The 15869-nt window shown below is 59.7% G+C and carries 14 protein-coding genes and 1 riboswitch; of the genes, 9 read left to right on the top strand and 5 right to left on the bottom strand.

Annotated elements, in window-relative coordinates; translation table 11 throughout:
* The first annotated feature begins 3 nt into the window (after positions 1-3).
* Positions 4-1998 carry an alpha-glucosidase gene (locus QE432_RS07340; RefSeq protein ID WP_065687748.1) on the top strand — a complete coding sequence of 665 codons (1995 nt, stop codon included), beginning with the start codon at positions 4-6 and terminating at the stop codon, positions 1996-1998.
* Between the two features lie 85 nt (positions 1999-2083).
* On the opposite strand, the gene QE432_RS07335 is transcribed toward QE432_RS07340, so the two are convergent.
* Entirely contained in the window at positions 2084-3373 is a 1290-nt protein-coding gene (locus tag QE432_RS07335) for a TadE/TadG family type IV pilus assembly protein (RefSeq protein ID WP_035199432.1), read from the bottom strand.
* A 181-nt stretch (positions 3374-3554) separates the two neighbouring features.
* Positions 3555-3657: riboswitch (TPP riboswitch) on the top strand.
* A gap of 128 nt (positions 3658-3785) precedes the next feature.
* Between QE432_RS07335 and QE432_RS07330 the strand changes: the two genes are divergently transcribed.
* From QE432_RS07330 to thiD, 5 genes are read left to right on the top strand one after another with little or no spacing between them, the layout of a single operon-like run.
* The gene (locus QE432_RS07330; RefSeq protein ID WP_035199433.1) at positions 3786-4571 is read left to right on the top strand and encodes an ABC transporter permease; all 786 of its coding nucleotides are present in this window, start codon (positions 3786-3788) and stop codon (positions 4569-4571) included.
* Entirely contained in the window at positions 4568-5512 is a 945-nt protein-coding gene (locus tag QE432_RS07325) for an ABC transporter substrate-binding protein (protein WP_035199435.1), read from the top strand. Before QE432_RS07330 ends, QE432_RS07325 begins: the two co-directional genes overlap by 4 nt.
* A gap of 2 nt (positions 5513-5514) precedes the next feature.
* A complete protein-coding gene (locus QE432_RS07320) occupies positions 5515-6255 on the top strand; it encodes a hydroxyethylthiazole kinase (RefSeq protein WP_035199436.1) in 741 nt (246 codons plus the stop codon).
* Positions 6242-6904: a thiamine phosphate synthase gene (gene thiE / locus QE432_RS07315; protein WP_035199437.1), complete on the top strand. Its 663-nt coding sequence runs from the start codon at positions 6242-6244 to the stop codon at positions 6902-6904. Before QE432_RS07320 ends, thiE begins: the two co-directional genes overlap by 14 nt.
* A complete protein-coding gene (thiD, locus tag QE432_RS07310) occupies positions 6901-7698 on the top strand; it encodes a bifunctional hydroxymethylpyrimidine kinase/phosphomethylpyrimidine kinase (RefSeq protein WP_003510831.1) in 798 nt (265 codons plus the stop codon). The genes thiE and thiD overlap by 4 nt, the downstream gene beginning before the upstream one ends.
* A gap of 227 nt (positions 7699-7925) precedes the next feature.
* Here thiD and QE432_RS07305 read toward each other — a convergent pair whose 3' ends face one another.
* Positions 7926-8384 carry an Lrp/AsnC family transcriptional regulator gene (locus QE432_RS07305; protein ID WP_003500727.1) on the bottom strand — a complete coding sequence of 153 codons (459 nt, stop codon included), beginning with the start codon at positions 8382-8384 and terminating at the stop codon, positions 7926-7928.
* A gap of 127 nt (positions 8385-8511) precedes the next feature.
* Between QE432_RS07305 and alr the strand changes: the two genes are divergently transcribed.
* Both alr and QE432_RS07295 read left to right on the top strand, forming a co-directional pair.
* On the top strand, positions 8512-9678 hold the full coding sequence (gene alr / locus QE432_RS07300; protein WP_065687749.1) for an alanine racemase: 1167 nt from the start codon (positions 8512-8514) through the stop codon (positions 9676-9678).
* Positions 9679-9685: 7 nt separating this feature from the next.
* Positions 9686-10942, top strand: coding sequence for a D-amino acid dehydrogenase (locus QE432_RS07295; protein WP_065687750.1), 1257 nt, complete (start codon positions 9686-9688; stop codon positions 10940-10942).
* 49 nt (positions 10943-10991) lie between these two features.
* On the opposite strand, the gene QE432_RS07290 is transcribed toward QE432_RS07295, so the two are convergent.
* Positions 10992-11702 carry a GntR family transcriptional regulator gene (locus tag QE432_RS07290; RefSeq protein WP_025595694.1) on the bottom strand — a complete coding sequence of 237 codons (711 nt, stop codon included), beginning with the start codon at positions 11700-11702 and terminating at the stop codon, positions 10992-10994.
* Between the two features lie 176 nt (positions 11703-11878).
* On the opposite strand from QE432_RS07290, the gene QE432_RS07285 reads away from it, so the two are divergent.
* A complete protein-coding gene (locus QE432_RS07285) occupies positions 11879-12391 on the top strand; it encodes a BA14K family protein (protein WP_065687751.1) in 513 nt (170 codons plus the stop codon).
* Positions 12392-12491: 100 nt separating this feature from the next.
* Here QE432_RS07285 and QE432_RS07280 read toward each other — a convergent pair whose 3' ends face one another.
* Positions 12492-13856 (bottom strand): sigma-54-dependent transcriptional regulator, encoded by a 1365-nt coding sequence (locus QE432_RS07280; protein ID WP_065687752.1) that lies wholly within the window; start codon positions 13854-13856, stop codon positions 12492-12494.
* Between the two features lies 1 nt (position 13857).
* Positions 13858-15699: a sensor histidine kinase gene (locus tag QE432_RS07275; RefSeq protein WP_035199441.1), complete on the bottom strand. Its 1842-nt coding sequence runs from the start codon at positions 15697-15699 to the stop codon at positions 13858-13860.
* Between the last annotated feature and the right edge of the window lie 170 nt (positions 15700-15869).

The raw sequence follows: 15869 nt of genomic DNA, 5'->3' as shown, positions 1-15869 counted from the left end.
GTCATGCAATTCGAAAAGACCAGAGACGGCTTCACGCTTGCGATTGGCAGCCACACCATTCTTTCTCATTCGCCTGAGAACCCGGCTTTCTTCGCCGGTTTGGGCAAGGAGCGGATGGATATGTATCGCGGCAATTTCGATATCGAGGACTATGTCATCGAACGAACTGCGCTGCGCCACGCCGAAGTCAGTGGCGACAGCGTTACGCTGTCTTCCGCACCCGGGCAGGCCGCACGCCTTCATCTGGCGCTGGATGGAAATGCCATCAGGGTCACGGCGCTGGATGAAACCATCAATCGGCTGTGGCTGCGGATCATCGCAGATGAAGACGAACATGTCTGGGGCGGTGGCGAACAGATGTCCTATTTCGACATGCGCGGCCGCCGCTTTCCGCTCTGGACCTCCGAACCCGGTGTCGGCCGCGACAAGACCGCTGAAATCACCTTCAAGGCTGACGTCAGCGGCAAGGCGGGTGGCGATTATTACAACACCAATTACCCGCAGCCGACCTATCTGTCGTCGCGCAAATATGCGCTGCATGTGGAAACCAGCGCCTATTCGGTCTTCGATTTCCGCGACGAAGATTTCCACGAAGTCGAGATATGGGCGATCCCCGAGAGGATCGAGTTTTTCACCGGCGATCGTTTCACCGATATCGTTTCCGCCCTCTCGCTGCGGTTCGGACGCCAGCCGGAACTGCCGGAGTGGGTCTATGGCGGCGCGATCATCGGGTTAAAGGATGGCGGCAACTCCTTCGCCCGGCTGGAAAAAATCCGCGCTGCCGGAACCAAGGTCTCCGGCCTGTGGTGCGAGGACTGGGTGGGGCTTCGCCAGACATCCTTCGGCGCCCGGCTCTTCTGGGACTGGCAGGCCAATGAGGCGCGTTATCCGCATTTGCGTCAGAAGATCGCCGAGCTTGCCGATCAGGGCATTCGTTTTCTGGGATACGTGAACCCCTATCTCTGCGTCGACGGCCCGCTTTTTCCGGAGGCGGAGGCGGCCGGTTATTTCGCCACCGGCGTGGACGGCAAGACGGCGCTCGTGGATTTCGGCGAGTTCGATTGTGGCGTGGTCGATTTCACCAATCCGGCCGCAGCCGAGTGGTTTTCCGAAGAGATCATCGGCAAGAACATGCTTGATTTCGGCCTTTCCGGCTGGATGGCCGATTTCGGCGAATATCTGCCGATCGACATCACGCTATCGAACGGCATCGACGCCACGCTGATGCACAATGCCTGGCCGACGCTCTGGGCAGAGGTCAACGCCAAGGCCGTTGAAAGCCGCGGCAAAACCGGCGAAGCGCTGTTCTTCATGCGGGCGGGCTTTACCGGTGTGCAAGCCCACTGCCCGCTGCTGTGGGGCGGCGACCAGTCTGTCGATTTCTCCCGCCATGACGGTCTCGTCACCGTCATATGCGGTGCGCTGTCCTCCGGTCTTCTCGGCAATGCCTATCACCATTCCGATATTGGCGGTTATACCAGCCTGTTCGGCAATGTCAGAACCCCGGAACTCATCATGCGCTGGACGGAGATGGCAGCCTTTACTCCTGTCATGCGCACCCATGAGGGCAATCGCCCGCGCGACAATCTCCAGATCGATCAGGACGAGACGGTTCTTGGCCATTTTGCCCGCATGACGGCGATCTATGTCGCACTCGCCCCCTATCTGAAATCGCTTTCCACTGAAGCGGCCAAAACCGGCCTGCCGGTACAGCGCCCGCTTTTCCTGCATCACGAGAACGACCGGCAGACCTATGCCATTCAGGACAGCTATCTCTACGGGGCCGACATGCTGGTCGCACCCGTGTGGAAGGCGGGGGAGACGCAGCGCACGCTTTACCTTCCGGGCGATGGGGAATGGGTGCATCTTTGGAGTGGCGCGCGGTATTTTGGCGGGCACGAGATCACCGTGGAGGCTCCGATAGGCCAGCCGGCTGTGTTCTACCGCGCTGAAACGCCCTTTACTACGTTATTTGAACAGCTTCGTAATATCGCTTGAAGCATCACCTTCCGGCCATTTCCAAAAAACGCCGCAGATATTGCGGCGTTCAACCGATGCTTTAACAGGCCTCGCTAGACGGCCATCAGCCCGTCAGGCGTGGTGATGTAATGGCTTTCTTGAACAGCACCGTCATCGCGTCGCTGATGCCCTGGGACGGGCTGACTTCGAAGTACAGACCCGGGGAAGCGCAGCTCTGCATGCGTGAGCCGATTTCCGCCTGAAAGGGCTTGATCCAGCTATTATACCAGTCATTCGTCGGCAGCGGCAGATAGGTGGTATAAAGCACCGCGATACGAAAACCCTTTTCCTTCAGTTTCGTACAGTCTTTGATGTCGATCGGCTCCTGACAGCGGCCTCCTGTCAGTTTTTTCGTACAGGAGGACGGCTTGTAACTGTCGCCCACCCCGTCTGAAACAAAGAAAATAACCTTATCCGGATTTGCCGAGCTTGCGCCCGTGCCCGAACTGCCGACCTTATCTCCAATCTGGATCAGTGCCCGGTCGAAATCTGTTTGCTGGTCGTTGTTGTATCCCTGATAGGGGATTGACATCAGGTTGATTTCACCAGCTTTTTTCTTTGCTGCGTCGAGATCCGAGGTTAGCGAAACGACCTCAAGCAGCTTGGTATCTTCCGCCCGTTCCCCAAAGGTATAGACGGCCATGCGATATTGATTGCTGCTTTTGCGCGTGGACTTTGCCGTGTCCATCAGGCTGGCGGTTGCCTTGGCAACCACGTCGATACGCGTTGTAACCCCGAGTTTCTTGGCCTTGAAGTAATAGCTGTTCGGGTCTGCCACGCCGTCCTTCACGATGTGACAGGCAAAAGCGCATTTATCGCCAGTGTTCGCAACCAGGGTGGCAACATCCGTGGGTGTCGCGCCCACTCCCATGGAGGGCGTATTATCAAGCAGAAGATAGAAATCGCTGAAGGTTTCCGTTTCGTATTTGGCCGTGGCCGTGCCGCCAACCGAAACGAAATCCTTCCCCAGAAGCCCTGAGAGGGTCGTGCTGACCGACGCCTTGAAGCTGACGGACGACTCGACCACATTGCCGTGCTTGATCACCGAAACATCGACAGAGGTAATGGTGTAGTCCGCGTCGCCGCGCTGATTGCCATCGAAGAATGCCCGGGCTTCTTCATTGCCGACGGGAATGACACCGTCCCCCGACATCTTCTTTGCCGCCTGAACACTTGCGGACATATCGGCGACTGCCGCCAGAGCCGCGGAATCCGCCGCCTGCTGCAGATCGGCTTTGACCGACATGCCGCGCGTAATATCGAGCGCCACACCGGCAGCCCCGCACAGAGGCACCATGAGCAGCGCGGTCAGAATGCCAAAATTTCCAGATTTCTCTTGCCAGAAGTTTTTCAAGTTCGCCCCCAACCAATCTGGGAGCTGAAGCTAATACAGCGGAATTGAAAAGCGGTTTCAATAAATAACTAATTTTTGATAAACTTAATATAATCAACAACTAATATGTTCGCGGCAAATTCGCCAATATTCTCGTTAACTTTCAACGTTGACATTACTTCAAAACCCTCCTAGCAAAACAGTCTCTTCCGAGGGGAGCACCTGACGGTGCTGAGATGGCGATGAGCCGGACCCTTGAACCTGATCCGGGTCATGCCGGCGTAGGAACGGAAACTGTAGCGCGTTTGCGTTACTGCCCTTTCTCTTCTCCGCTTTGCCCGGATCTCCGTGATCGCCACAGATGGAGACCGAACGATGATGATGAAACATCCTTCCCTTCGTATACGGTACGGCTGCGTCTGAGCCCCGGCCGATGCGTGCCTCCCATGCGCTGAAGGGCGTCGTTCTTATTCTGATTGTCTGGCAGCTGGGCATCTGGCTGTTTGCACCGCCCCGCTACATCCTGCCCTCGCCCGCCGATGTTGCCGCAGCACTCCTGCGCCAGCCAGCCTTCCTGTTCGGACAGGCCATGGTGACATCAGGTGAAATGGCTGTCGGGCTTGCGGCTGGCATTGCCGCCGGCATTCTCGTTGCCTTTACGATTGCCGCCGTCCCGCGTTTTGGCCGCCTCGTCTGGCCCATGGTTCTCGTGTTGCAGGCATTTCCGGTCTTCGTGCTGGCCCCCATTCTCGTACTCTGGTTCGGTTTCGGCATGGCCTCGAAAGTTGTCATGACGGCGATCATCATCTTTTTCCCCGTCGCTTCAGCCTTCACCGACGGCCTCAATCGCACGGATCGGACAATCCTCGATGCCGCCTCGCTGACGGAGGCGAGCCACTGGCAAATCCTCACCCGGCTGCGTGTGCCGCTGGCGCTTCCCTCACTCATTTCCGGACTGAGGGTCGCAGCTCCGCTCGCCCCGCTCGGCGCGGTCATTGGCGAATGGGTGGGCGCCTCCGCCGGGCTCGGTTTTGTCATGATCCAGTCAAATGCCCGCATGCAGACCGACACAATGTTCGCCGCCATGACCATTCTCGCCGTCATGGCGGTGCTGCTGCGGCTTGTCGTCGACCGGGCAACGGCCAACCTCGCCCCCTGGGCCAAAGAAACAGACCACGTCATTCCTTTCAAACATTTGCGGAGACTTTCGGCACCATGAAACGAACTCTTCTTTCCCTCATCGTTGCGGCAGCAAGCGTGCTTTCGCCCGCGCAATCGCAGGCGGCAGACAAGCTTACCGTATTGCTGGAATGGTTCGTGAACCCGGACCATGCACCGATGGTGATCGCCAAGGAACGCGGCCTTTTCGCCGATGCAGGGCTGGAGGTCGAGTTGATCCCGCCCGCAGACCCATCCGCCGTACCGCGTCTGGTCTCGGCAAAGCAGGCCGATATCGGCGTTCACTACCAGCCGAACCTCTATCTAGACCACGATGCAGGGCTGCCGCTCGTCCGTTTCGGAACGCTGGTCGAAACGCCGCTGAACACCGTCACCGTTCTGGCCGACGGGCCTATCAAGAGCCTGAAGGACCTGAAGGGCAAGAAGGTCGGCTTCTCCGTTTCCGGCTTCGAGGATGCGATGCTGAAGCGGATGCTGGAGAAGGAGGGACTGACGAAAGACGATGTGGAACTGGTCAACGTCAATTTCTCACTCTCGCCGTCCCTGATCGCGGGCAAGGTCGATGCCACGCTTGGCGGCTTCCGTAATTTCGAACTGACGCAGATGAAGCTTGAAGGCCACGAAGGCCGCTCGTTCTTCCCCGAGGAACACGGCGTGCCCGCCTATGACGAGCTCATCTTCGTCACCCATCGTGATCTCGTGAAAGATAGCCGCCTGCCGCGTTTTCTCTCGGCCGTTGAGCAGGCAGCGATTTTCATCACCAACCACCCACAAGAATCCTGGCAGCTTTTCATCAAGGCCTATCCGAACCTTGACGACGCGCTGAACAAACAGGCGTTTTTCGATACGCTGCCGCGTTTCGCCAAACGTCCAGCCGCACTTGATCGCGCCCGCTACACACGCTTCGGCACCTTCATGCAGGACATGCAACTGATCAAGCAGGCGCCGGCGGTGGAAGACATTGCCGTGGAGTTGCAATAACCATGGCAAACAGTTTTCCGACTGCGGCGAAGGCCGCAGAGATCCTCGAAAGGGTAAGGCAGACGCGCCCGCGCGTGCATTGCCTGATGAACACCGTGGTACAGAAATTCACCGCGGATGGCATTACCGTCGTCGGCGGCATCCCCTCGATGACAACCTCACTCGAAGAAATCGGTGCTTTCGTCACGAAAGCCGATGCGGTGACGATCAATCTCGGCACGCTCGACGCCGACCGGCGCAAAGTCATTCGATTTGCCGTCGAGATCGCCCGCGCGGCTGGCAAGCCGTGGATTCTGGACCCCGTGCATTGCGACTATTCGCCATCGCGACTGGCGTTCGCGCGTGACCTGATCTCGCTTGGACCCACCATCGTGCGCGGCAACAGCGCTGAGATGAGCCTGATCGGTGCTGTTCCGAACGCCATCAGGATAGAGACCGGACCTGTCGATAACCTGCGCGACGCCACAAGGAGTGTCAGAATCGTCAACGGTCACCCGTGGATGGCGAAGGTGACAGGCACGGGTTGCCTATCGGGTGGCGTCATCGCCGCCTTCATGGCGGTGGAAAAAGACGCACTGACGGCCGCCGCCGCCGCCCTCGCTATCACGGGTGTCGCAGCCGAACTGGCAGCGAAAAACGCCAAAGGTCCCGGCACATTCGAGCCGGCATTTCTGGATGTGCTTTCAGAAATTTCCGGCGAAGACATAAGAAACCATGCGAGGATTGAGCATGAACAAAGTTGATTACCGTCTCAATGCGCTGGTCGATGCGAGCCTCGTCGATGTTGCGCCGTTGGGCGAGCTTGCTCTGGCGGCCGCACTCAACGGCGCGACCATTCTGCAATATCGCGACAAACACGCCTCCACGCGGGAGATGATCGAAAACGCCCTCGCTATTCGCGAAGCCATTGCCGGCACGGGCGTGCCGCTGGTCATCAACGACCGGGTGGATGTGGCGCTCGCCTCTGGCGCGGACGGGGTGCATCTCGGCGCCGATGATATGGATGCCAAAACCGCCAGACGCATCCTTGGAGATAAGGCGATCATCGGCCTTACCGTCAAGAACCGCGCCGATGCCGAGCGGGCGGCCTCCATGCCCGCCGATTACGCCTGCATTGGTGGCGTGTTCGAAACCGTTTCCAAGGTCAATCCAGACAAGCCTGTCGGCCTCGACGGCTTTACGACGCTCCGCACTCTGCTCCGCGAGTTGCGGCCGGGCATGCCGGTGGGCGCCATCGCCGGTATTGATCTTACACGCGTGCCGAACGTCATCGCCGCCGGTGCGGATGGTGTCGCCGTCATTTCTGCAATCTTCCGAGCAGGCGATATTGCCAGCGCAACCAGGGACTTCCGCGCGGCAGTCGATGCAGCGCTGAAAGCGAGACAGTCATGACAGCAATCGCATTGACCATCGCCGGCTCAGACAGCGGCGGCGGCGCGGGCATTCAGGCCGACATCAAGACTTTCTCGGCACTCGGCGCCTATGCCGCTAGCGTCATCACCGCCATCACAGCCCAGAACACTAAAGGTGTGACGGCAGTGGAGGATATTTCCGTCGCCACCATCGTCGCGCAGATGGATGCGGTTTTTTCCGATCTTGCCGTCAATGCGGTGAAGATCGGCATGGTATCGCGGATCGAAACCATCGCGGCCATAGCTGCAAGGCTTCGGCAGCAGCCCCAGCCGGTGGTGCTTGACCCCGTGATGGTTGCGACCTCCGGCGACCGTCTGTTGCATGCGGATGCGATCGAGACATTACGGCGCGACCTGCTGCCGCTCGCCACCATCGTCACGCCGAACCTGCCTGAAGCAGCGCTTCTCACCGGCTTGCCTATTGCAGACACCGAGGCGGAGATCACCCGTCAGGCCGAGATGATCCTGAAGGTGGGCGCGAAAGCCGTGCTCATCAAGGGCGGCCATGGCGACGGGCCGCAGAGTACGGATTATCTGTTTGCAGACGGCACCGTGCAGGCGCTTTCCGCTATGCGAGTGGACACGAAAAACGACCATGGGACCGGCTGCACGCTGGCGGCGGCGATCACCGCGCATCTGGCCATGGGGCATAACCTGGCGGAGGCGGTTGGTCTTGCGAAGGACTATCTGAATGGGGCGCTTGACGCTGGTCGGGGGCTTGCCGTCGGGAACGGTCGGGGACCGGTGCATCATTTTTATCGGTGGTGGGGGTGAAGGTTAGAGTGGAGCGTAGGGCTTACCCCCCTCTGTCCTGCCGGACATCTCCCCCTCAAGGGGGGAGATCGACAAGTGGCCTGCCCCGGGCGTTTTAGTTGGCGGACGAGATCGCGATACCGACGTTAATGGGTACCGAGGCGAAAACCTCACCCGATCTCCCCCCTTGAGGGGGAGATGTCCGGCAGGACAGAGGGGGGTGAGCCCCACGCTCTGCGCATCCGCCTTCACCTCGCCTTCGGCGTCGCCAGCACATTCCTGATCGCAAAACTCGAATGAATCCGCGAAACACCCGGCAGCTTCGACAGAATCTCCTTATGGATGCGCTCGAAATCGCCCGCACTTTCCGCCTCACATCGCAGGAAATAATCCGACCCGCCCGTCATCAGGTAACATTCGCGAATTTCTGGATAACGCCGCACCGCGTTCTCAAACCTGTTGAGAAAATCCTCCGTCTGGCGGTCGAGCGTGATCTGCACGATGACCGAGATCACCTCGCCGCCGGCAAGGCCGCTGGTCAGCGCCGTATAGCCCCGGATGATACCCTCCCGTTCCAGAATATCGACCCGGCGAAGGCAGGCAGAGGCCGAAAGGCCGACTTCCGCAGCAAGTTTCGCATTGCTGATGCGGGCATTGAGCCGGAGCAGGCGGATGATGTGGCGGTCGGTCGCGTCGAGTGACGACATAGAAAATTCCAATATGACAATGAAAGTTGCGTAGTTTGCATTTTTATCGCATCTTATTCGAACAATAGCCAAGAAATTCGACAATCGTTGCAATACTCTCATATGATAAAAATGAGGGTGAACGACCATGGACATGCAGATCAGCCGCCAGCATGCAGCGGGTGGTGCAAGCGGCCATCTGACCATCGATCTTGGCGCATTGCGCGATAATTATCTCGCGCTTGCGGCAATGGCACCCACATCGCAGACGGCAGCGGTCGTCAAGGCTGACGCATACGGCCTCGGCGCGGATATCGTCTCGCAGGGGCTGTTTGACGCGGGCTGCCGGAATTTCTTCGTCGCCCATATCGATGAAGCGCTGGCGCTCCGGCTGCGTCTTTCAGCGGAAGCGCGGATTTTCGTCCTCAACGGGCTTCAGCCCGGTAACGAAACCTCCTGCGCAGCCATGGCCGTCACACCGGTTCTGAATTCGCTCGAGCAGATCGCCCAATGGGCGGCCCACGCCAAAAATCTTGGCAAGACATTACCCGCCGCAGTGCAGATCGACACCGGCATGTGCCGTCTCGGCCTCTCTCCCGAGGAGCTTGAAGTCCTCGCCTCCCGGCCGCAACTGCTTGATGGTATCGACATCGCCTTCGTGATGAGCCACCTCGCCTGCGCCGACGAGCCGGATCACCTCTCCAATGCCGCCCAACTCTCTGTGATGCGAAAAGCCGCTGTCGCTTTTCCTGATGTATCCGTCTGTTTTTCCAATTCCGGCGGCATCTTTCTGGGCAACGACTATCACAACTCCCTGCTACGCCCCGGCATCGCGCTTTATGGCGGCGCGCCCTCCGTTACCCGTCCCAACCCGATGAAACCGGTTGTCCGGCTTGATGTCGCCGTTATTCAGACCCGCGACGTTCCCGCCGGATCGCTGGTCGGTTATGGCGGCTCATTCGAAGCGGCCAGGCCGACGCGGCTTGCGACGATCGCTGCTGGTTATGCCGATGGCCTGCCGCGATCGCTCAGCAATCGCGGTGCGGCATGGTACAATGGCGTTCGCCTGCCCATTGCTGGTCGCGTTTCAATGGACAGCATCATTCTCGACATATCCGCCCTGCCCTTGGGAACATTGACGCAAGGCAGCTTCGTGCAGATGATCGGGCCTGACCAGACGCTGGAAGACATTGCCGAGGACGCGGGCACGATCGCCTATGAAATCCTGACCGGCCTCGGACGCCGTTACCGCCGCAATTATATTCAGCCGGGCGAAACCCCGGCCGTCGCTTCAACATCTGTCAGCCATAAGTGAGACGATCATGAACGTCACTATCCTCGGAGCCGGCGTCGTCGGCGTGACCTCCGCCTGGTATCTGGCCAAAGCCGGACACAAGGTGACGGTGATCGACCGCCAGCCGGCCGCAGCACTTGAAACCAGCTTTGCCAACGCCGGCGAGGTTTCCCCCGGCTATTCCTCGCCATGGGCCGCGCCCGGCATTCCGATGAAGGCCATGAAATGGCTGTTCATGAAACATGCCCCGCTCATCATCCGCCCGACCGCCGATCCGGCGGCGTGGCGCTGGATGAGCCAGATGCTGCGCAATTGCACATCGGCGCGTTATGCCATCAACAAGAGCCGCATGGTGCGCATTGCCGAATATAGCCGCGATTGCCTGATGGCGCTGCGCGACGAAACCGGGATAGAATACGACCAGCGCATGCAGGGCACTCTGGAGGTTTTCCGCACCCAGAAGCAGTTCGATGCCATCGGCAAGGATGTGGACGTGCTGACGGCAGGTGGCGTACCTTTCGAAATTCTCGACCGCGAAGGCTGCGCCGCCATCGAGCCTGGCCTTTCTCCTTCCAGGGAAAAGATCGTCGGCGGCCTGCGCCTGCCCGGTGATGAAACCGGCGACTGCTTCATGTTCACCACCGAACTTGCGCGCATGGCTGAAGAGGCGGGTGTCACCTTCATCTACGATACCGGCATCATGCGCCCCATCGTCGAGGCAGGCCGTATCAAGGCCGTGGAGACCACCAAGGGGCTGGTGGAAGCCGATATTTTCGTCGCCGCGCTGGGCAGCTATTCCCCGCAATTCGTCCGCCAGCTCGGCCTTACCCTGCCGGTTTACCCGGTCAAGGGCTACTCCATCACGGTTCCGATCGTGAAGGAGGAACGCGCGCCCGTTTCGACCGTGATGGACGAAACGTTCAAGGTGGCGATCACCCGGCTCGGCTCGCGGATCCGCGCCGGTGGCATGGCGGAAATCGCCGGTTTCAGCAAGGATCTGCCCGCAGCAAGACAGGAAACTCTGGCCCATTCGGTGGAAGACCTGTTCGGCGGCGCAGGTGACCAGAGCAAGGCGAAATTCTGGTGCGGCCTGCGCCCGATGACGCCGGATGGTACGCCTGTCATCGGCGCCACCCGCTACAGCAATCTTTATCTCAACACCGGCCACGGTACGCTTGGCTGGACCATGTCCTGCGGCTCGGCCCGTGTGCTTGCCGATCTCATCAGCGGGAACAAGCCCGAGATAGACACGCACGATCTGGCACTCAGCCGTTACGCAGCCTGAAGTGCGACATGGCGCTTATCCCCGTCTTAAGGGCGGGGATGGTGGCCGCTCAAAGTGCCAGTGCATCCTTCAGCGCCAATCCTTCCTTCATGCGAAGGTCGAGATCGGCCTCGATGTGATCGAGGTGCTGCAGCATCAAGGCACGGGCCTTTGCCGCATCCTTCGCCTCCAGTGCATCGAGCAGGTCGGCATGATCGTTGTGGCCGCAGCTTGAAACGCCCGAGCGCCCGTAGAGCGCGATAACCAGCGACGAGCGGGCGACCAGTTCGTCCATGAATTTTTCGAGGATGGCATTGCCGGCAAGCGAGGCCAGCATCAGGTGGAAATCGCCTGATGCCTTGATTTCCGCGCGCCTGGCGTGCGGGCCGCGCTCATGCTGGTGGCGGCTTTCCTGAACCAGATGCTCTCTCAGCTGCTTCACCGCCGCAGGCGTGATCTTTTCGATTGCGGCGTCCAGAACGCCGGGCTCGATCAGCCGGCGCGACGCAAAGACCTGCCGCGCTTCGTCCGGTGTGGGATTGGAGACAAAAGCGCCGCGGTTGCGCTCGGCCTTGACCAGTCCTTCGTAAGCCAGCATCTGAAGAGCCGCCCGCACCACCGTGCGGCTGACATCGAACAGCGTTCCCACTTCCGATTCCGACAGCTTCGTTCCCGGGGCAAGCCGTCGGTCGACAATGGCGTCGCGCAGCGTATCTCGAATAGCCTGGGCACGGTCTTCGTGGGATGAATCGGAATTGACGGTTATATGGGCAAGGCTCATGGAATTGTCCTGTTTGAACTTGAGTTCTAGCGCGAAGCGCGGCTTGCGCAAACAGGAATTGCGAGCTGTCGCCAGCCGCCACAATTCATTCAGCGCCCGTTCAGCAGGCGCGCTATATTTCTTTAACCATCGAATTTGCAACTGGCAGCGCCCTGCCATCCGGATGGAAGAAGATCATGTCGTCCTTTGCAGCTAAAACCGTTCTGGCTATCGCCGCCGCCGCCGCCACCATCGTGCCCTTCAACAGCGCATCCGCCGATGACTGGGGCCGCCGCGACCGTCGCGATGCCGCTATTCTGGGTGGCGTGCTTGGCCTTGCCGCCGGTGTCGCCGTTGGCTCAGCCCTTTCCCGCCCGGCACCGGTAGACGACGAGCGCGTCTATATCGACCCGCCGCGTCGCTATGAACCGAGCTATGTGTACGAAGAGCCGGACTACCGCTATTATCAGCCACAGCCGCAGCCCGTTTATCGACCCGCTCCGGTCTATCGTCCGGCACCGGTTTACCGTGCCCAACCGGTCTATGACAATAATTCCGGCTACTACCAGCAACGCCGTACCTACCGCACCATCGAGCCGTGGACGAACGCCTGGTACGATTATTGCTCGCAGCGTTATCGCAGCTTCAACGGCCGCTCCGGCACTTATGTCGGCAATGACGGCCAGCGTCATTTCTGCGTAGCGGGTTGATCTGGGACAACGTCTGCGCAGTTATCGCTGTTAATAATCAGGCCGCGGACGGAAACGTCCGCGGCTTTTCATTAAGTGTCGCCCCAGATCCTGCGGCACCTCAAGCAGCGCCGCTTTTCACATAATCCGCCCGGTTGATGCCGTGACGTTGCAGCTTGTCGTAAAAGGTCTTGCGGGCAATGCCGAGTGTCGCAATGGTTTCGGCCACGTCGCCATTAGATTGCACAAGCGTTTCGCGAATGATCTGCGCTTCTATTTCATCCATTCGCTCCGGCAGGGTGCCGGAAGCCGGAATGCTCGATTGCGAAACAGTCGTGGTGGCCGCATCCATCTCCAGCCCCAATACTACCCTTTCAGCGAAATGCCCGAGTTCGCGCACATTGCCCGGCCAGTCGTAGTCGTTAAGGCGGCGGGAAACGCCGGCGCTGATCTGCGGCACCGGCATGTTGAATCGGTTGGCGGCCTTGGTGACGAAGTGCGAAAACAGCAGCGGAATATCCGCCTTGCGTTCGCGCAGCGGCGGTATCGACAGCGTCACCACATTCAGCCGGTAATATAGGTCCTCGCGAAACGTGCCACGCTCGGCCGGGTCGCCGAGATCCACCTTCGCCGCCGCCACCACGCGAATATCGACCGGTCGCTCCTCATTTGAACCGAGTGGCGAGACCTCGCGCATTTCCAGAACGCGCAACATCTTCACCTGTACGGCAAGCGGCATGCTTTCGATCTCGTCGAGAAACAGCGTGCCGCCGCTTGAATGTTCGATGCGACCAACGCGTTTTTTCTGCGCACCGGTGAAAGCACCCGGCTCATGGCCGAAAAGCTCGCTTTCGATCACCGTTTCCGGCAGCGCACCACAATTCAGCGCCACAAAATTGCCCCTGGATCGCTTCTTGCTCCAGCGATGCAGCGCCGTTGCCACCACTTCCTTGCCGCTGCCCGTCTCACCTGCCACCAGCACGTCTACATCCGTATCAGCAATGTGCCGGAGCGTGGTGCGCAGGCGTTCCATGGCGGGCGTCTGGCCAATCAGCGGCAAATCGTCCTCGGCTTGAGCACTCGCCCGGCGAAGCGCGCGGTTTTCCAGCACGAGGCGGCGCTTTTCCAGCGCGCGGCGGGCGCTTTCAACCATGCGTTCGGCGGGGAATGGTTTGGCGATGAAATCATAGGCGCCGTTGTGAAGGGCATCGACCGCCATCGGCACATCACCGTGGCCAGTGATGAGGATAACCGGCAGATCGGCATCAATCCTGCGGACATGGTCGAAGAACTCAAGCCCGGTCATGCCGGGCATGCGCACATCGGTGATGACGACGCCGTCGAAATCCTCGTTGAGCGCTGCAAGTGCCTGTTCGGCGCGGGAAAAGGAGGTGACGGGCAATCCGTCGAGTTCCAACGTCTGCACCATCGCCTTGCGCAGCTGGGAGTCGTCATCCACCAGAAATATGGTTCCACCTGCCATCATGTCATGCTCGCTTCAGATATACGGAAAAAGACGTGCCTGCCTCGCTGCTCGTTACCTCAATCCGCCCGCCATAGTCGGAGGCGATATCGTTGGAGATGACGAGACCAAGGCCTAGGCCGCTTTCCTTGGATGTATTAAAGGGCGAAAAAAGTTGGGCGCGGATCGCTTCGGGAATGCCGGTCCCATTGTCGCTGACCGAAAGCAAGACCATGTCCCCTTCCTCGCGCACCCGCACCTCGACACGCGCCGCATCAATCGCTTCAGTGGCTTCCAGTGCGTTTTGCAGAAGGTTGATGAGAATTTGCTCGAGCCGGATGCGGCTGCCAAGCACCTTCAGGTCCTGATCCGGCAACACGATATCAAGTGCATCCATCTGTCCGGAAAAACGACTGCGCAACAGCATCACCGCGCCTTCGATGACCAGTTTGAGACTGACCGGTTCGGCAGCGGTGCGGCCCTTGCGCGCCAATATCTTCAGGTCGCCGGTAATCGTGCCGATGCGATCGGTCAATGCCGCGATGTTTTCGAGATTTTCGTTGGCCTCCGCCATGCGGTCGCGTTTCAGCAGGGTGCGGGCATTGTCGGCAAAGGCGCGAATCGTCGCTACCGGCTGGTTGATTTCGTGGGCAACGCCCGCCGCCACCTGCCCTAGAATGGAGAGACGGTTGGCCTGCACCAGCTCGTGCTGCACGTTGCGCAATTCACCTGTCGTCTTTTCGTGCAGGGCAATTTCCGCCTGAAGATGGTCGCGGGTCCTCGTCAGGTCACGGGTGCGCTCCTGCACCTTCATTTCCAGCTCGGTGCGGGCGCGCTGCTCCTCTTCCTTTTCCCTCAGCGCCTTGTGCCTGCGCCACAGCCACAGAGCCGAAAGCGCCATAAGCGGCATCAGCGTTGCCAGCGCCACCACCCTGCCCTCGCGAATGGCGGCGTTCAGCGCCGGTGCCACCGGCTGCAGATAATGCAGTGTCCATGAGGTCGTCGGCACCGGCGTTTCCAACCGCAGATAATCGCCGCGCTCACTTGCCGGGTCATCGACACGGACGAGCGGAACGCCGTCGCTCGAGAGTCGCGCCATCCGGAACGGCAGCGTCGTAAGCGCCTCGTTACCGAATTGCAGGCTTTCGGAAATGGCTTTGCGTCGCGCCTCGTCAATCGGCGCTACGGTCTTGAAGCGCCAATCCGGCACGCTCGTCATCAGCACGACGCCGTTCCTGTCAACCACATAGACCGGTTTGCCGCCGATGTTCCAATCCGCCTCCAGACGGTTGAACTCCACCTTGGCGATGACGACGCCGAGCGGCCGACCGTCTGCGGCATCGATGCGGCGCGAGATATAAAGGCCCGGCCGGCGGCTGACATTGCCAAGCGCATAATGTTCGGACATGCCGGTATTCATCGCCGCCTGAAAATACTCGCGGAAGGCATAATTGGAGCCGACGAAGCTGTCGGCCTGTCGCCAGTTACTCGAGGCAATTGTCAAGCCGGTCGGTCCGGTCACGTAGATGACAGAGGACTGCGTACCTTCGATCAGCCCCTCCAGCTTGCGGTTCAGCCGGTCAATGGCAGGCGCGCCACCGCCATCCAGCGCAATCGCAAGGTCGGGATCGCCGGACAGAACCAGCGGAATGGCGCGCGGCCGCTCCAGCGCAACATTCAGAAGCGCGATCTTGAGTTCGGCATCGGTGGAGGCCTCGGACGCGGCGGTGCGTATTGCCTGGTTTCGCGCAAAGTCATCGGCAACCAACAGAACTCCCAGGCTGACGAGCAGCCACAAGCCCGCCAACGCCAGCCATTGAGCGCGCCGTCGTGCCTGGGAATAAGAGGCCTGATCTTCTTGGGTCATGCGACAATTGTGCGGATTTACACACAGACCGCAAGAGGTTTTGTCCGGATATCCGCACATACACCGGCGAGCTGATACGGCGTCAATAAAAAGTACTTTGTAAATCAGCCAGTTACACCAAATAAGCAAGTCTGGCATGCGTATTGCACATGACTCCTCAATCGGCGCGA

This window comes from Agrobacterium sp. SORGH_AS_0745, from assembly GCF_030818995.1.
In the GTDB taxonomy this organism is placed as follows: domain Bacteria; phylum Pseudomonadota; class Alphaproteobacteria; order Rhizobiales; family Rhizobiaceae; genus Agrobacterium; species Agrobacterium tumefaciens.
This window is presented reverse-complemented; position numbering and strand designations above follow the sequence as displayed.